Annotated in this window: 10 protein-coding genes; 5 read left to right on the plus strand and 5 right to left on the minus strand. The window is 59.9% G+C overall.

The features are described 5' to 3' along the window. Nucleotides 1–395: 395 nt before the first annotated feature. The 4 genes from H4W29_RS22865 to H4W29_RS22880 all read right to left on the minus strand — a co-directional run bounded on the left by H4W29_RS22865 (nucleotide 396) and on the right by H4W29_RS22880 (nucleotide 5,124). Nucleotides 396–1,379 carry an ABC transporter permease gene (locus H4W29_RS22865; protein WP_192731148.1) on the minus strand — a complete coding sequence of 328 codons (984 nt, stop codon included), beginning with the start codon at nucleotides 1,377–1,379 and terminating at the stop codon, nucleotides 396–398. Next, a complete protein-coding gene (locus H4W29_RS22870; protein ID WP_192731149.1) occupies nucleotides 1,376–2,371 on the minus strand; it encodes an ABC transporter permease in 996 nt (331 codons plus the stop codon). Before H4W29_RS22870 ends, H4W29_RS22865 begins: the two co-directional genes overlap by 4 nt. Continuing rightward, on the minus strand, nucleotides 2,368–3,906 hold the full coding sequence (locus tag H4W29_RS22875) for a sugar ABC transporter ATP-binding protein (protein WP_192731150.1): 1,539 nt from the start codon (nucleotides 3,904–3,906) through the stop codon (nucleotides 2,368–2,370). Before H4W29_RS22875 ends, H4W29_RS22870 begins: the two co-directional genes overlap by 4 nt. Before the next feature lie 78 nt (nucleotides 3,907–3,984). Beyond that, nucleotides 3,985–5,124: a sugar ABC transporter substrate-binding protein gene (locus H4W29_RS22880; protein WP_192731151.1), complete on the minus strand. Its 1,140-nt coding sequence runs from the start codon at nucleotides 5,122–5,124 to the stop codon at nucleotides 3,985–3,987. Nucleotides 5,125–5,356: 232 nt separating this feature from the next. Between H4W29_RS22880 and H4W29_RS22885 the strand changes: the two genes are divergently transcribed. Beyond that, entirely contained in the window at nucleotides 5,357–6,379 is a 1,023-nt protein-coding gene (locus tag H4W29_RS22885; RefSeq protein WP_192731152.1) for a LacI family DNA-binding transcriptional regulator, read from the plus strand. Here the strand turns inward: H4W29_RS22885 and H4W29_RS22890 are convergent. Continuing rightward, the gene (locus tag H4W29_RS22890; RefSeq protein WP_192731153.1) at nucleotides 6,376–8,679 is read right to left on the minus strand and encodes an FdhF/YdeP family oxidoreductase; all 2,304 of its coding nucleotides are present in this window, start codon (nucleotides 8,677–8,679) and stop codon (nucleotides 6,376–6,378) included. The genes H4W29_RS22885 and H4W29_RS22890 overlap by 4 nt on opposite strands. Nucleotides 8,680–8,927: 248 nt before the next feature. Between H4W29_RS22890 and H4W29_RS22895 the strand changes: the two genes are divergently transcribed. The 4 genes from H4W29_RS22895 (at nucleotide 8,928) to nirB (ending at nucleotide 15,001) form a co-directional block, all read left to right on the plus strand. Continuing rightward, nucleotides 8,928–9,515, plus strand: coding sequence for an ANTAR domain-containing response regulator (locus tag H4W29_RS22895; protein ID WP_192731154.1), 588 nt, complete (start codon nucleotides 8,928–8,930; stop codon nucleotides 9,513–9,515). A gap of 37 nt (nucleotides 9,516–9,552) precedes the next feature. Further along, complete coding sequence (locus tag H4W29_RS22900; RefSeq protein WP_192731155.1) at nucleotides 9,553–10,836, plus strand: CmpA/NrtA family ABC transporter substrate-binding protein; 1,284 nt, start codon at nucleotides 9,553–9,555, stop codon at nucleotides 10,834–10,836. A gap of 454 nt (nucleotides 10,837–11,290) precedes the next feature. Then, nucleotides 11,291–12,532: an MFS transporter gene (locus H4W29_RS22905; protein WP_192731156.1), complete on the plus strand. Its 1,242-nt coding sequence runs from the start codon at nucleotides 11,291–11,293 to the stop codon at nucleotides 12,530–12,532. Between the two features lie 18 nt (nucleotides 12,533–12,550). Continuing rightward, a complete protein-coding gene (gene nirB / locus H4W29_RS22910; RefSeq protein ID WP_192731157.1) occupies nucleotides 12,551–15,001 on the plus strand; it encodes a nitrite reductase large subunit NirB in 2,451 nt (816 codons plus the stop codon). Nucleotides 15,002–15,011 lie beyond the last annotated feature (10 nt).

Here is a 15,011-nt window from a genome sequence, read left to right on the forward strand (position 1 = left end):
AAAGGCCGGGAACCACGCAGCAAAAGCCAGCGTTTGCAGGCTTGGGAGCGTCATCGCGGCGGGAATGGGGGCCTATGGAATCTGAAAGAATTTCCGCGAAAAAATCGCGGCTAGGACGCAGAGCCAGCAAACTGCTGCTGCATGCCATGGCCTTGCATCGGCTGGAGAGCCCGTCACAACGGCGGCAGATGTAAGTGATTCAAGCTTCCATGACCTATCCGGCCGAGCGGGTAGCCACGTGCACAATGCGCAGGCCATCGACATCGATGCACCGGAAGTTGGCCCCTACCAAGAATTGTCGATAGCCGCATCGTCTCCAGCTTAGGCTCGAATGACCCATCCGCCGAAACATCGAGGCAAGCGACTGCCCGGATGAGCCGAAATACTGAGTTTCGTCACAAGACCTTCTGCCGCCCATAAAGCAGCAGCATTCCGATGATGACGGCGCCATAGATCAGCTGACGGCCAGCCTCCTCGATCTGCATGACCGAGAGAATCGACTGCAGCAGAGTGATGAGGATGACGCCGGCGACCGTTCCGAGATAGGAGCCCTTGCCGCCAAGCACGTGCGTACCGCCAAGCACCACGGCAGCGATCGACGGCAGAAGATAGGCGTCGCCCATGGACTGGGACGCTTTCGAAGCATAACCGGCGAGAAGCACGCCGCCGAGTGCGCTGAGACCGCCCGAGATAATGAAGGCAAGAAGGGTGATCCGGCGCGTATTGATGCCGGACATGTAAGCGGCACGTTCGCGGTTGCCAATCGCATAGAGCGACCGGCCGAAGGTCGTGCGTGTCAGCAGGAAGACGGCGAGCAAGCCGACGGCGAGCCAGACGAGAACGCCGTTCGGAAGCCCGGGAATGGCATAGCCGGTTGCCAGGAAGCGCATGGCGGCAGAAGCCGAATCCTGTGGCGAGAAACCACCGGTGTAGACGACCATCAACCCTTGCGCGACGGCATTGGTCGCAAGCGTGATGATCATCGAGGGAATGCGCAGATAGGCGACTGCGATCCCGTTGACGAGGCCGATCGCGGCACCGCAGAGAATACCGAAGGGGATTGCGAGGACCGCACCCGTCGTTCCGTAAGCAGTGGCAGCGCAGGCCATCATCGCTCCTGTCGTCACCACCCAGGGCACAGACAGGTCGATCTGTCCAAGCAGGATGACCGCCATCATGCCGGTTGCGATGACGCCAAGGAAGGAAGCCACTTTCAACTGCTGCAGCAGGTAATCCGGAGACAGGAAGTTGGAGGAATAGAGCGAGCCGCCGAGAAGCAGCAGGATGATGCAGCCGAAGGCAATCGCCACAGCCGGATCGACGCCGCGCAACCGGGCGGGCACAGGAATTTGCCGCATGATCGAAGCATCCTCGCTCATTGGAACCACTCCAGACGATTGCGAACACGCGACAGGCCAATGCAGCCGATGCTGACTGCCAGCATCAGCACCACGCCCTGGAAGAGCGGCTGCCAGAGCGGATCGAGATCGAAGACGAACAACAGGTCGCCGATGGTGCGGAAGGCCAGCGCACCGAAAACGGCGCCGACAGCGCTTCCCTTACCACCCGCAAGCGAAACACCGCCGAGCACCACTGCCGCGATCGAATAGAGCGTATAGGCGTTGCCGCTCGCAAAGGCCGCTTCGCCCGTATAGGAAAAGAAGGTCAGATAAAGCCCGCCGATCGCCGAAAGCAGCCCTGCCAGCGCGTAAGCCGCAAGCTTTGCCCGCTTCACCGGCATGGCGGACATATAGGCGGCATTTTCTGCCGAGCCGACCGCATAGGCGGTGCGGCCGAGCACCGAACGGCTGAAGGGCACCCAGATCACCAGGACGACAAGTGCGAGCACGACAAGGCTTGCAGGGATGACACCGAAAAGTTTCGAGGTAAAAGCATCGGCGAGATCCTCATTGACCGAGCCGCCGGGTGTGGGTCGCAACAGCAGCGCCAGTCCGTAGAAGACCGCACTGGTCGCAATCGTGGTGACGATGGGCTGCAGCCGCCCGAAGATGATGACCAGGCCATTGAGCAGGCCGCAGGCGAGACCGGTCAAAAGTACGGCGACGACACCCAACCCCGTCTGTAGCGGCGTACCGACGACAAGCCATGAGGCCAGGCAGTTGCACAGGATCAGGATCATGCCGACCGAAAGGTCGATACCCGCCGTTATGACCACGAAACACTGCGCCATAGCCACGAAGGCGAGCAATGTCGCCTTGTTGGAGGCCGTCTGCACCACATTGGGCGTGAAGCCGGCGGGATGGTTTGAGACATAGATGATGAACATCAGGATGAAGAGGAGCGCTGCAAAGAGCGTGCCCTTCTGTTGAACGTACCGGTAGCGCCATTCACCAGTCACCTGCCTGCTCATTGGGCCATCCTTTGCTGCGCCTCGGCGGCGCCAATGTTGAGGGCGGCGCTCACCAGCTCGCGCTCGTTGATCTCGTCTCCCTCGAGAATGCGGACGATGCTGCCATCATACATGACGAGCACGCGGTCGCAGCAACCGACCAGTTCGTCATAGTCGGTCGAATAGAAGATGATGGCCGCACCCGCATCGGCAAGCTTGCGCAGCAGGGCATAGATTTCCTGCTTGGTGCCGACATCGATGCCGCGTGTCGGATCATTGAGCAGAATGATGCGCGGTCGGTTCATCAGCCATTTGGCAATCACGACTTTCTGCTGGTTGCCGCCGGATAGCGAGGCGACAGGCATGTCGATCGTCGCGGCCTTGATCGCCAGCAGCTTCAGAAGTTCTTCGATCTCTCGAAGCTCGGCTGCGCGGTCGATCACGCCGTTGCGCGAAACGCGATCAAGGGCTGCGATCGACAGGTTTTCGCGCACCGTCATCGGCAGCATCAACCCCTCGGTCTTGCGGTCCTCCGGGATCAGCGCCATGGAGATCTCACTCGATTTCGCAGCGCCCGGGCTCTTCAACCTGACCGGCCTGCCACCGACTATTACCTCGCCCTTGAGATCCCGCAGCACCCCGAACAGCGCCAGCAGCAATTCGCGCTGCCCCTGCCCGTCCAGCCCGCCGAAACCGATGATCTCGCCCGGCCGTACGTCGAAATTGATCCCGGAGAGCCGGCCTCCCCAGGAGAGGTCGCGGCAGGCCAGAACCGGCGCGTCCGCCCTCAACTGCAGTGGCTTGGGCGGAAAGACGTTGGAATATTCGCGTCCGATCATCAGTTCCACCACCTGCTGGTCGGTGTTGGTGCCGGCGGGATAGGATTCGATACTGCGGCCGTTTCTAAAGACCGTGCAGTCATCGGCCAGTTGCGCAATCTCATGCATGCGATGGGAAATATAGATCAGCGCCATGCCCTCGGCCCTGAGCTGCTTCAGCACAGCAAAGACCTTCTCGACATCCGACTGGGCCAGCGCCGAGGTCGCCTCGTCGAGGATCATCAAACGTGGCTTGCGGGCAAGCGCCTTGGCGATCTCTACCATCTGCCGGCGGGAAAGCGGCAAATCCTTCACCAGTGACGATGGATGGATATCGGCAGCGCCGGCGCGGGCAAGGGCTTCCTCGGCAATCTGGCGTTGCCTCTTGCGGTCGATCATGCCGAAACGCAGCGGCGGATTGCTGATGACGATGTTGTCGGCGACCGAAAGATCGGGAATGAGCGACAATTCCTGGAAGACACAGACGATACCGGCAGCATTGGCGGCGGCCGGCGAGGCGAAGAAGACCTCATTTCCGTCCAGCAGCACGCGCCCTTCATCCGGCGCCACCACACCGGCCATGATCTTGATGAGGGTCGATTTTCCTGCCCCGTTTTCGCCGAGCACGGCGTGGATCGCGCCCGGTCGAACAGCAATATTAGCTTCCTTCAGCGCAATCGCGCCACCATAACGCTTCGATATGCCTTCCAGGCGCAGAAGCGGTTCGGAAAGGGTCATGCATCCAGCCTCCATTCGGTCGTGTCGAGATCGAGACTGCGGGCGCGGGCGCCCGCAGTCAGGTCCGGATGGTGGTGCTTACTGGTTTTCCTTGGTCTGCCCCATGATTTCCTGTGCGGAGAAGTTGATGCCGCAGGTCGGGAAAGAGTTGCCGACGAAGAAGTTGTCGGATTCCTTGGGGTAATAATCCTCGCCTGCCTTGAAATCGGGATCGGAAACGAGTGCCGTCGGCAGCTTGACGGCCTGAGGAACAACCTGACCTTCAAGAGCCGCGATGGCCGTCTTGATGGCAACAGCAACCTGCGCCGGGCCGGTGCCTGCCGACGAGCATTTCAGGCCATCCCCCGCATGGGCGGCACAGAATTTGCGGAAGCCGTTCTCCGTCTCCCCGCCGAAGGGCACGAAGGGATGCTTCGCGTCAATCATCGCCTGCACGACGCCGGTATCGCCGCCCTGCGCGGTAATGCCATCGAACGGGCCATTGGTGGCGATCGCATCGGCCGTTGCCTTCTGCGCTACGCCATCATCCCACTTGCCGACGACTTCGGTGACGGTGAACTTCTTGCCGGAAGCGTCCAGCGTTTCATGAATGCCATTATGGCGATCCGTATCGACGGAGGTGCCGGCAACGCCGCGCACTTCCAGGATCTTGCCGCCCTGCGGCAGGTGCTTCATGAGCCATTCAGCCCAGATGACGCCGAGGCCTTTCTGGTCGACGTTGACGTTAATCGCGTCCTTGGTGTCGAGAATGTTGTCGAAGGCGACAAGAACGACGCCGGCTTCCTTGGCGCGCTTGATGACCGGACCAAAGGCTGTCGGATTCTGGGCATTGACGACGACGGCATCATAACCGGCATCGATGAAGTTGTTGATCGCGGAAATCTGGGCCGGAACGTCCTCGCCGGTCGACACGACCTTGAACTCTTTCAGCTTGGCGGCGACATCCGGCTGGGCGGCATAGGCCTTTGCCGTCTGCACCATCTGGATGCGCCAGGTATTGGCGATATAGCCGTTGGCAAGCGCAATGCGGTAAGGACCATCCTTCTTCGGATATTGCAGGAACTGGGTTTCGGCCGACCACGGAACCATGCAATTCGGATCGGCGGCGGGACCTGGTACGACCTTTGGCTCCGCCATGGCCGTGCTGCAGAGCAGAGCAAGCGCCGACGCGGAAAACGCGGCTATGCGGGCCATCTTCGCTTTCTTCACCTTGAGCATTGAATATCTCCTCCTCAGACGGCCAAGCCGCCCCTCCACAAATCTTTATTGACATGCTGATTCCGGAAGGCTCCATCCCATCCTTTCCGGCACAATTTAAACCTAACATAGTTGACAGCGCTGTCAAATCGGATTTGCTAGCGCTGTCAACTACGATCATCAAGGAGGAATATTTCGCAACTGCGAGATAAATCACGGATTTCCTTGAATTTGTTATATAAGTGAGAGGACGATGCGAAGAGTAACTTTGGATGACGTGGCAAACCTGGCGGGCGTCAGCCCGATCACAGTTTCACGCGTACTTCGCAAACCCGATGCAGTCTCGGAGGCTCTGCGCCGGCGTGTCAATGCCGCCGTCCAGGAACTCGGCTATGTGCCGAATATTGCGGCCAGCCGGCTTGCCTCGGCGCGTACGCATGCAATCGGCGTCATTGTGCCGACCCTCTATAACGTCATCTTTGCCGAATATCTCTTCGCTCTGCACGACGTGCTTGTGGGCGCAGGCTTTCAAGTCATCGTCGTCAACAGTCGATATTCCGAACAGGAAGAGGAAAATGCCATCAAGGTACTGCTCGGCCAAAGGGTCGAAGCGATCATCATCGCCGGCATTCATCATACGCCGCTTGCCCATCAGCTTCTGATGCGGGCGCATTTGCCGGTTGTCGAGACATTCGAGTTGTCACCCGATCCAATCGACATCAATATTGGCATGTTGCAGGATCGCGCCGGGCAGGCAGCAACAAAGCATCTCATCGACCGAGGCTTCACCCGTGTTGCCTTTTTGGCGGGAAATCTTGACCATCGTTCTCAGTCCCGCTTCGACGGCTATCGTCTGGCGATGCAGGAAGCTGGCCTGCAGAACCTCGAGATCGTCACCCAGCGACCGCGGCACAGCTCTGTCGCGCTCGGCTCCGACCTCCTAGCCTTGATGCATGAACGTGGTGACCGCCCGGAAGCGATATTCTGCACCGACGACAACGTGGCACTCGGCGCCATGCAGGAGTGCCGCAAACGCGGCATTCGTGTGCCTGACGATATCGCCATTATCGGATTTCACGATCTCGAATTTTCCGCCTGCGCGTCGCCGTCCCTTTCGTCGATCATGACGAGGCGTTTCGAGACGGGCAAACTAGCCGCCGAAAAGGTGTTGGCGGCCCTCGATTCCGCGAGCCGCCAGCCACCGAACCAGATCGATCTCGGCTTCGAGGTCATCGCTCGCGAAAGTACGGGCGCGACCGCCGCGGCTTCGAGCTAAGCCGCGGCCTGAACCTCACTCTTGGCGATCGTGACGGGAACGCCCTTGTAACTCGGTGTGCCCGACTTCCGATCGTAGTGATCGAGGGCGATCACCGCATTCATTTCCGGATAATAGCCCGCCACCGAACCGACCGGGATACTATACTCGACAGCCGTGAAACCGATGACGGCTTTCCCGCCGCCGTTGCCGGTGGCTGAACGGATATCGATCCGGTCTCCATCACGCAGGCCCCGTTCAGCGAGATCCTGACTGCTCATGAAAATGACGTCACGGCGGCCGAAGATACCGCGATAGCGATCGTCGAGACCATAGACGGTCGTGTTGTATTGGTCGTGGCTACGCAGCGTCGTCAGCACCAATGTCGTCGGGTCCTTCAGGCGGGGATCTTCGTCGAAACCGGGGGCGACAAGGAAATTCGCCTTTCCGCTTGCCGTCTTCCAGACGCGATAGGAGGCCGGAACATCGAGCCGGAAGCCGCCGCGAACACGGACGCGACTGTTGAACTCATGAAAATCCGGAAAGACCACTTCGATCTTGTCGCGTATCCGGTCGTAATTGGCGATCAGCCCGGGCCAGTCGATGCCGTACTTGCTCCCCAGCGTCGCCATCGCGATGCCGGCGATGATCGCAGGTTCGGATTTCAGCAACTCGCTCGGCGGCTTGAGGAAACCGCGCGAGGAATGCACCATCGACATGGAGTCTTCCACCGTCACCGCTTGCGGGCCTGATGCCTGGGTGTCAAGGTCGGTCCGCCCGAGGCAGGGAAGGATGATCGAGGTCTTTGCCGTCAGGAGATGCGAGCGGTTGAGCTTGGTGGCGATATGGACTGCAAGATCGAGCTTGCGCATCGCCTCGAAGGTAACTTCAGGATCGGACATGGCGACGGCCAGGTTGCCGCCGAGGCAGATCAGCGCCTTTGACTTGCCGGCCGCAATTGCCTCGATGGACTCGACTGCATTATGGCCCTTCTCTGCAGAAGGACGAAAACCAAAGGCGCGTTCCATGCCGTCGAGCAGCGCCTTGTTGGGGATCTCGGTGATGCCGACGGTCCTGTCCCCCTGCACATTGGAGTGACCGCGCAGCGGGCAGAGGCCTGCGCCGGGGCGGCCGATATTGCCGCGCAGCATCAGGAAATTGGCAAGCTGCTGGACATTTGCAGTTCCGTTCGCGTGCTGCGTGATGCCCATGCCGTAGCAAAGGATGACATTGCGGGCATTGAGGTAGACATCGACGGCGCTGTTCAGCGCCCCCATAGTCAGACCGGACACGGTGAGGATATCGGCCCAGCTGGCATTGGCGAGATCCTCCTTCAGGGAATCGATGCCGACGGTGTGTTCGGCAATGAAGGCCCGGTCGAGAACGCCCTTCCCGCCCACTGCGAGATCGGCCTCATCGCGCTCGAAGATCAGCTTCATCAGCCCCTTGAGGGCAGCAAGATCGCCGCCGGTACGAAGCTGATGATAGGCTGATGCAATGCGTGTTGAGGACAACGTCACCATTTCCACCGGGTTTTGCGGCGCGGCGAAACGTTCGAGCGCCCGCTCCTTCAGCGGGTTGAAGACGATGATGGGAACACCGCGACGGGACGCCTCATGCAACGTCGTCATCATGCGGGGATGGTTGGTTCCGGGATTGTGGCCGAAGCTGAAAATGGCATCTGCATGATCGAAATCCTCAAGCGTCACCGTACCCTTGCCGACACCGAGTGACAGCGGCAGGCCGACGCTCGTCGCCTCATGGCACATGTTCGAGCAATCGGGGAAATTGTTCGTGCCATAGGCCCGCACGAAGAGCTGATAGAGGAACGCGGCCTCGTTGGATGCTCGCCCGGACGTGTAGAACTCAGCTTCGTCAGGACTTGCGAGCTTGTTGAGTTCCGCACCAATGAGGCTGAAAGCATCGTCCCATTCGATCGCTTCGTATTTATCCGTGGTGCTGTTGTATTTCAGCGGATGCGTCAGCCGCCCCTGGTCTTCGAGCTTGTGATCGATCCATTCCCAAAGCTCCGAGACGGTGTGTTCGGCAAAGAATTCCGGCGCAACGCGCCGAGCAGTCGATTCCCAGGTGATGGCCTTTGCGCCGTTTTCGCAGAATTCGAAGGAAGATGTGTGCTTCGGATCGGGCCAGGCGCAACCAGGACAATCGAAGCCTTCCGGCTGGTTTGCCTTGAGCAGGGTCGTACTTCCCTGTCCAAGGATCTGCTGATGCTTCAGCGTCTTCGCCACCGCTTTCAGCGCATCCCATCCGCCTGCGGGATGGCTGTACGCCTCAACACCTTCCGGACGCTTGTCACTCATCTTCGCTCTCCGTCTTCAAGATGGCCTGACGATAACAGCGAGCGTCCAGGCGGTGCATTATACTGAGGCATAGGTAGCGCAGCCGCCGACAAGGGCATGGATGTCGCAGTCTTTTTTTAAAACCCAACACAGAACAGGCACTGCACATATATGTAGCAAATAGACTATTTTTTAATCCGCTCCAAAAATTGCCTAATAAATTGCCTTTTTAGCTTGTCCGCTTTGCTGCGTTGCGTCATAAATGTCGCATGAGCCGGCTCGATCTGACCATCCTTGTGATCGATGAAAACACCATTCGCGCCTCCATCATCGAAGAGGGGCTGCGGGAGGCTGGGCACGCGCGCGTGACAGTCATCCACGAAGTCCAAGGTGTGGCGCGCATCATCGATACGCTGAGGCCCGATGTCATCATCATCGATATCGAGAACCCCAATCGCGACATGATGGAGCATCTGTTCCAGTTGACCCGTACCGTCGGCAGGCCGATTGCCATGTTCGTCGACCGCTCCGACACCGCCTCGATCGAGGCCGCGGTGGATGCCGGTGTGTCGGCGTACATCGTCGACGGGTTGAAGAAGGAGCGCGTCAAACCCATTCTTGATATGGCGGTCAGCCGCTTCAATGCCTTCAGCCGGTTGCAGCGTGAACTTGCCGATGCCAAGTCGGCCCTGGAGGAACGCAAGGTCGTCGAGCGTGCCAAGGGCATATTGATGAAGATGCGCGGCCTGTCAGAGGAAGAGGCATTTGCACTGCTGCGCCAAACGGCGATGAACGAAAAGAGGAAAATGTCCGACATAGCTCAGAGTGTCGTGACTGCGGCAGGACTTTTGATGTGATGACCGCTCTGGCTGCGACTGTCCGGAGGAAGCCGGAGTGAACATGATGACGAAAAGCTCTGATCCCGATGCCGGCCTGCCCGCACCTGCCCGCACCAGCGGCGAAGGCTCCAGAACGCTGAGGGCTGGCTTTATTCCGCTCGTCGATGCTTCCGTGCTAATTGCCGCTGCAGAATTCGGCTTTGCTGAGCGGGAAGGCCTGACGCTTGATCTCGTCAAGGACGTCTCGTGGGCAAACGTTCGCGATCGCCTCGCCTTCCGACAGTTCGATATCGCCCACATGCTCTCGCCGATGCCCGTTGCCTCCATGCTCGGCCTCGGCTCCAATCCCTCGCCGACGATCACACCCTTCTCTCTCGGGCGCGGCGGAAATGCGATCACCCTATCGACCCGCCTGTTCGACAGGATGCGGAATGCGACTGGGCTTTCCGAAGCTGCCAGCGCACTGGAAAACGCCAAGACGCTCTCAAAGGTTCTGGTGGAAATGAAGGCAAGCGGCGAACCTATGCCGACCTTCGGTGTCACCTATCCCTTTTCCTCGCATAATTACGAATTCCGCTATTGGCTCGCCGCCGGCGGCATCGATCCTGACAGGGACGTCAAACTCGTTGTCGTGCCGCCACCACTGACCTCAGATGCACTGGCCGCCGGCGCGATCGATGGCTTCTGCGTCGGCGCGCCCTGGAACATGGTGGCGTCAGAGCGCGGTGTCGGGCGTATCGTCGCCGCCAAACAGGATATCTGGCCATCCGCACCGGAAAAGGTGATCGGCATGCGCCCGGAATGGGCGGACAGCCATCCGGAAACGGTCTCCCGGCTGATCGTCGCTCTCGACGCAGCGGCGCGCTGGTGCGACCGGCCGGAAAACCATGATGCGCTTGCCGAGGCCCTGGCGGATGCCCGCTACATCGCAGCACCGATCCACATTATCCGTCATGTGCTGGCCGGCGAGTTCAGCCTAGACGCAAAGGGGAACCGGCGCATCATCGACAATTACTTCATGTTCCATTCGGGCTTTGCCAATTATCCGCGCACGAGCCAGGCGCTCTGGATCTACAGTCAGATGATCCGCTGGGGTCAGGCCGAACTCGGCCTAAACCCCGCACGCGCAGCCGCCTCCGCCTATCGCCCGGACCTTTATCGCACAGCCCTCGGCGAGGGCAGCGCACCTAGCGATGCCGACGTGCGCATCGAAGGCGCCGACGAAAATGATCGCTTTATGGACGGCCATGTTTTCGAGCCGTCGAAACTGCCTGACTATATTGCGGGCTTTGCGGTGAAAAGCGCCCTGCCCTTCATTCCGCATCCTGATGAAACCTGAAAGGGTTGCTGCATTGCATAAATCGCTTGCAGCATTTCCGACCGGCGACTGAGCAATCGCACAAAAGTTTTGCAGAGAGATTTTGTGCTTCGAAAAGCAGCAGCAGGGTAACCAGAAGATTTTCCCTTTTATTTCAATAGTCTGCAGAAACAACAACGGACTGGCACGCTGCTTGCAGGAATAAAAATGCACTGGTCAAGGGCGATCGGGGCAGAATGTGGGCGCGATAGGCGCTCATCAGAGACACAGAATTACTCTTGAGCAATCTGCTACCGATTGTTTGAGGCAGATGGGCCACCAGGCCATGAATTCGGCGTCCAACGACGGGCGCCACCAGCAAAGCCGCTGATCAGGATATCTCGCGCAGCTCGTGCATGCGTGTCCTGACCAGCGGCTTTTTGTTTTAACCCCCAGCGATGGATCGGCACGACCTAAGTCGGGCCACGGAGAAGCCATGTCTGTCATCGAGAAAGCGCAGCCCATGTCCGCCGGCGAACCAGCCAAAGCACTGTGGATCTCCACGGTCGCCTTCACTCTCTGTTTTGCCGTCTGGACGATCTTTGCGATCATCGGCATTCGCATCAAGCAGGAACTCGGGCTGAATGAAGCCGAGTTCGGATTGCTGGTCGGCACCCCCGTGCTCACCGGTTCGCTCGTGCGCATCGTCCTTGGAATCTGGACGGGACGGTACGGCGGCCGTCTTGTTTATACGCTCACGATGCTTGCCGCCGCATTGGCGACTTTTCTGCTCTCCTACGCTCACACCTATACACAGATGCTGATCGCCGGCCTCGGTGTCGGGCTTGCCGGCGGCTCCTTCGCGGTCGGTGTCGCCTATATCTCGCCTTTCTTCCCGGCGGAGAAGCAGGGAACGGCGCTCGGCATCTTCGGCGCGGGCAATGTCGGCGCGGCCGTGACCAAGTTCGCGGCCCCCTTCGTACTTCTCGCATGGGGCTGGCAGGCGGTCGCCGAGATCTGGGCGGTCGGCCTGGCGCTGATGGCAATCGTCTTCTGGTTCACCACGACCGATGATCCGGCTTTCCGTCTTCGCCGTGAACGCGGCGTCGCCTCCAAGAGCCTCGCCCAGGAATTCGCGCCGCTGCAGAACATCCAGGTCTGGCGCTTCTCACTCTACTATTTCTTCGCCTTCGGGGGCTTTGTCGCCCTGGCCTTGTGGCTGCCGCGCTATCTGGTCGGCGTCTACGGCTTCAACCTGGAAACTGCCGGCATGATCGCCGCCGCCTATTCCATCCCGGGCAGCATCTTCCGCGCGTTCGGCGGCATGCTCTCGGACAAGAAAGGGGCGCGCAGCGTGATGTACGCAATGTTTGCCGTATCGGCAGTCGCCACCCTTATCCTGTCGCTGCCAGCCACCGCCATCACCCCCGTCATCTTTATCGTCGTCATCTTCGTGCTCGGCTTCTTTATGAGCCTAGGTAAGGCTGCCGTCTACAAGCACATTCCGGCCTATTACCCGGAAAGCGTCGGCGCAGTCGGCGGCATTGTCGGGATGATGGGCGGTCTCGGCGGCTTCATCCTGCCGATCGCCTTCGGCCTCCTCAAGGACATGACCGGCCTTTGGTCGAGCTGCTTCCTGCTGCTCTTCGCGATCGTCGCGATCTCGCTGATCTGGATGCACCTGTCCGTAAAACAACTGTCGCGCCAAGGGCACTCCGCGCCCGTGGCTGCAACCTGATCCAGGGACTTGTAAAACATGACCCAAAAACTCGTCATCATCGGCAATGGCATGGCGCCCGGGCGTATGCTGGAGCACCTCCTCGAACTGGCGCCCGGACGCTATGACGTCACGATCTTCAACGCCGAGCCGCGCGTCAATTACGACCGTATCATGCTGTCGCCGGTTCTCTCGGGAGAAAAGGACTACGAGCAGATCATCATTCACGGTGACGGCTGGTACATCAAGCACGGCATCACGCTTTACAAAGGCCACAGGATCGTCAACATCGACCGTGACGCCAAGACCGTCACTTCCGATCACGGCGTTGTCGAAAGTTACGACAAGCTGGTAATCGCCACCGGTTCCGTGCCTTTCATCATCCCGGTCCCGGGCAAGGACCTGCCCGGCGTCATCACCTATCGCGACCTCGACGACGTGCAGGCCATGCTGCTTGCTGCCCAGTCGCGTGAAAAAGCCGTCGTCATCGGCGGCGGCCTGCTTGGCCTCGAAGCGGCGGCCGGCCTTGCCCAGCGCGGCATGGACGTCACCGTGCTGCACGTCATGCCGACGTTGATGGAGCGCCAACTCGATCCTGCCGCTGGATATCTGCTGCAGAAAGCCGTCGAGGAACGCGGTATCAAGGTCATCTGCAAGGCCAACACCAAGGCGATCGTCGGCAACGGCAAGGTCGAAGGCATCGAGCTCGACGACGGTCGTATCATCCCGGCAACCCTCGTCGTCATGGCCGTCGGCATTCGCCCCAGTGTCGGCCTCGCGAAAGAAGCCGGCCTTGCGGTCAATCGCGGCATCGTCGTGGATGCCGGCATGCAGACCTCGGACGGCGATATTCTTGCGCTTGGCGAATGCGCCGAGGTGGGCGGCATGGTCTACGGTCTGGTTGCACCCCTTTATGAAATGGCCCGCGTCGCCGCTGCGCATCTCTCAGGCGATCGCTCGCCTGCCTTCGTTCACGCCGATACGCCGACCAAGCTCAAGGTCACCGGCATCGAACTCTACTCGCTCGGCGATTTCGCCGACGGCGATGACCGCGAGGAAATCGTGCTGCGCGATGCTTCAGCCGGCGTCTACAAACGTCTGGTGCTGAAGGACAACAAGATCATCGGCACGGTGCTTTACGGTGAGACTGCCGATGGCGCCTGGTTCAATGACCTGAAGAAGAAAGCGACCGATATTTCCGAGATGCGCGAGACGCTGATCTTCGGACAGGCCTATCAGGGAGGGTCGCCGCTGGACCCTATGGCGGCCGTTGCAGCCTTGCCGGATGACGCGGAGATCTGTGGCTGCAACGGCGTATGCAAAGGCAAGATCACCTCGACGATCACGGCCAAGGGACTGGCGTCGCTCGACGACGTGCGCGCCCACACCAAGGCATCCGCCTCGTGCGGCTCCTGTACCGGGCTTGTCGAGCAACTCATGGCACTGACGCTCGGCGACGGCTACAATCCGGCTGCCGTTCAGCCGATGTGCACCTGCACTGAACTCGGCCATGACGATGTCCGCCGGCTGATCAAGGCGAAGGGGCTGAAGAGCATCCCGGCCGTCATGCAGGAGCTCGAATGGAAGACTTCCTGCGGCTGCGCCAAATGTCGCCCGGCACTCAATTACTACCTCGTCTGCGACTGGCCGGATGAGTATGCCGACGACTATCAATCGCGCTTCATCAACGAACGCGTTCACGCCAACATCCAGAAGGATGGCACCTATTCCGTCGTGCCGCGCATGTGGGGCGGAGTGACGAGTTCGGGCGAACTGCGCGCCATTGCCGATGTGGTCGACAAGTTCGCGATCCCGATGGTCAAAGTGACCGGCGGCCAGCGCATCGACCTGCTCGGCGTCGAAAAGGAAGACCTGCCGGCGGTCTGGGCCGATCTTGGCAAAGCAGGCTTTGTCTCCGGCCAGGCCTATGCCAAGGGCCTGCGCACGGTAAAGACCTGTGTCGGTTCTGACTGGTGCCGCTTCGGGACGCAGGATTCCACCGGCCTCGGCATCCGCATCGAGAAATTCATGTGGGGCTCCTGGACACCGGCCAAATTGAAGATGGCAGTCTCCGGATGTCCGCGGAACTGTGCGGAGGCCACCTGCAAGGATATCGGCGTCATCTGCGTGGATTCCGGCTTCGAGATCCATTTCGCCGGTGCTGCAGGCCTCGACATCAAGGGCACCGAGGTGCTCGGCCTTGTCAAGACCGAGGACGAAGCGCTCGAACATATCGTGGCGCTGACCCAGATGTACCGCGAACAGGCCCGTTATCTCGAACGCATCTACAAATGGGCCAAGCGCATCGGCCTTGATGAGATCCGCCGGCAGATCATGGAGGATCACGACAAGCGCAAGGCCTATTACGAGCGCTTCGTTTTTTCCCAGAAATTCGCGCAGGTCGATCCCTGGTCGGAGCGTGTCTCCGGCAAGGACAAGCACGAATTTCGGCCGATGGCGACGATCGGCTTCAGTCAGGCAGCGGAATGAGGAGAGCAAC

It is taken from the genome of Rhizobium viscosum (assembly GCF_014873945.1).
Lineage (GTDB): Bacteria > Pseudomonadota > Alphaproteobacteria > Rhizobiales > Rhizobiaceae > Rhizobium > Rhizobium viscosum.

What these genes read in the sequence shown, in the direction of transcription:
- H4W29_RS22870 (WP_192731149.1), bottom strand. Translation starts at nt 2,371, where the DNA reads ATGAGCAGGCAGGTGACTGGTGAATGGCGCTACCGGTACGTTCAACAG.
- H4W29_RS22875 (WP_192731150.1), bottom strand. Translation starts at nt 3,906, where the DNA reads ATGACCCTTTCCGAACCGCTTCTGCGCCTGGAAGGCATATCGAAGCGT.
- nirB (WP_192731157.1), top strand. Translation starts at nt 12,551, where the DNA reads ATGACCCAAAAACTCGTCATCATCGGCAATGGCATGGCGCCCGGGCGT.
- H4W29_RS22890 (WP_192731153.1), bottom strand. Translation starts at nt 8,679, where the DNA reads ATGAGTGACAAGCGTCCGGAAGGTGTTGAGGCGTACAGCCATCCCGCA.
- H4W29_RS22865 (WP_192731148.1), bottom strand. Translation starts at nt 1,379, where the DNA reads ATGAGCGAGGATGCTTCGATCATGCGGCAAATTCCTGTGCCCGCCCGG.
- H4W29_RS22895 (WP_192731154.1), top strand. Translation starts at nt 8,928, where the DNA reads ATGAGCCGGCTCGATCTGACCATCCTTGTGATCGATGAAAACACCATT.
- H4W29_RS22905 (WP_192731156.1), top strand. Translation starts at nt 11,291, where the DNA reads ATGTCTGTCATCGAGAAAGCGCAGCCCATGTCCGCCGGCGAACCAGCC.
- H4W29_RS22880 (WP_192731151.1), bottom strand. Translation starts at nt 5,124, where the DNA reads ATGCTCAAGGTGAAGAAAGCGAAGATGGCCCGCATAGCCGCGTTTTCC.
- H4W29_RS22885 (WP_192731152.1), top strand. Translation starts at nt 5,357, where the DNA reads ATGCGAAGAGTAACTTTGGATGACGTGGCAAACCTGGCGGGCGTCAGC.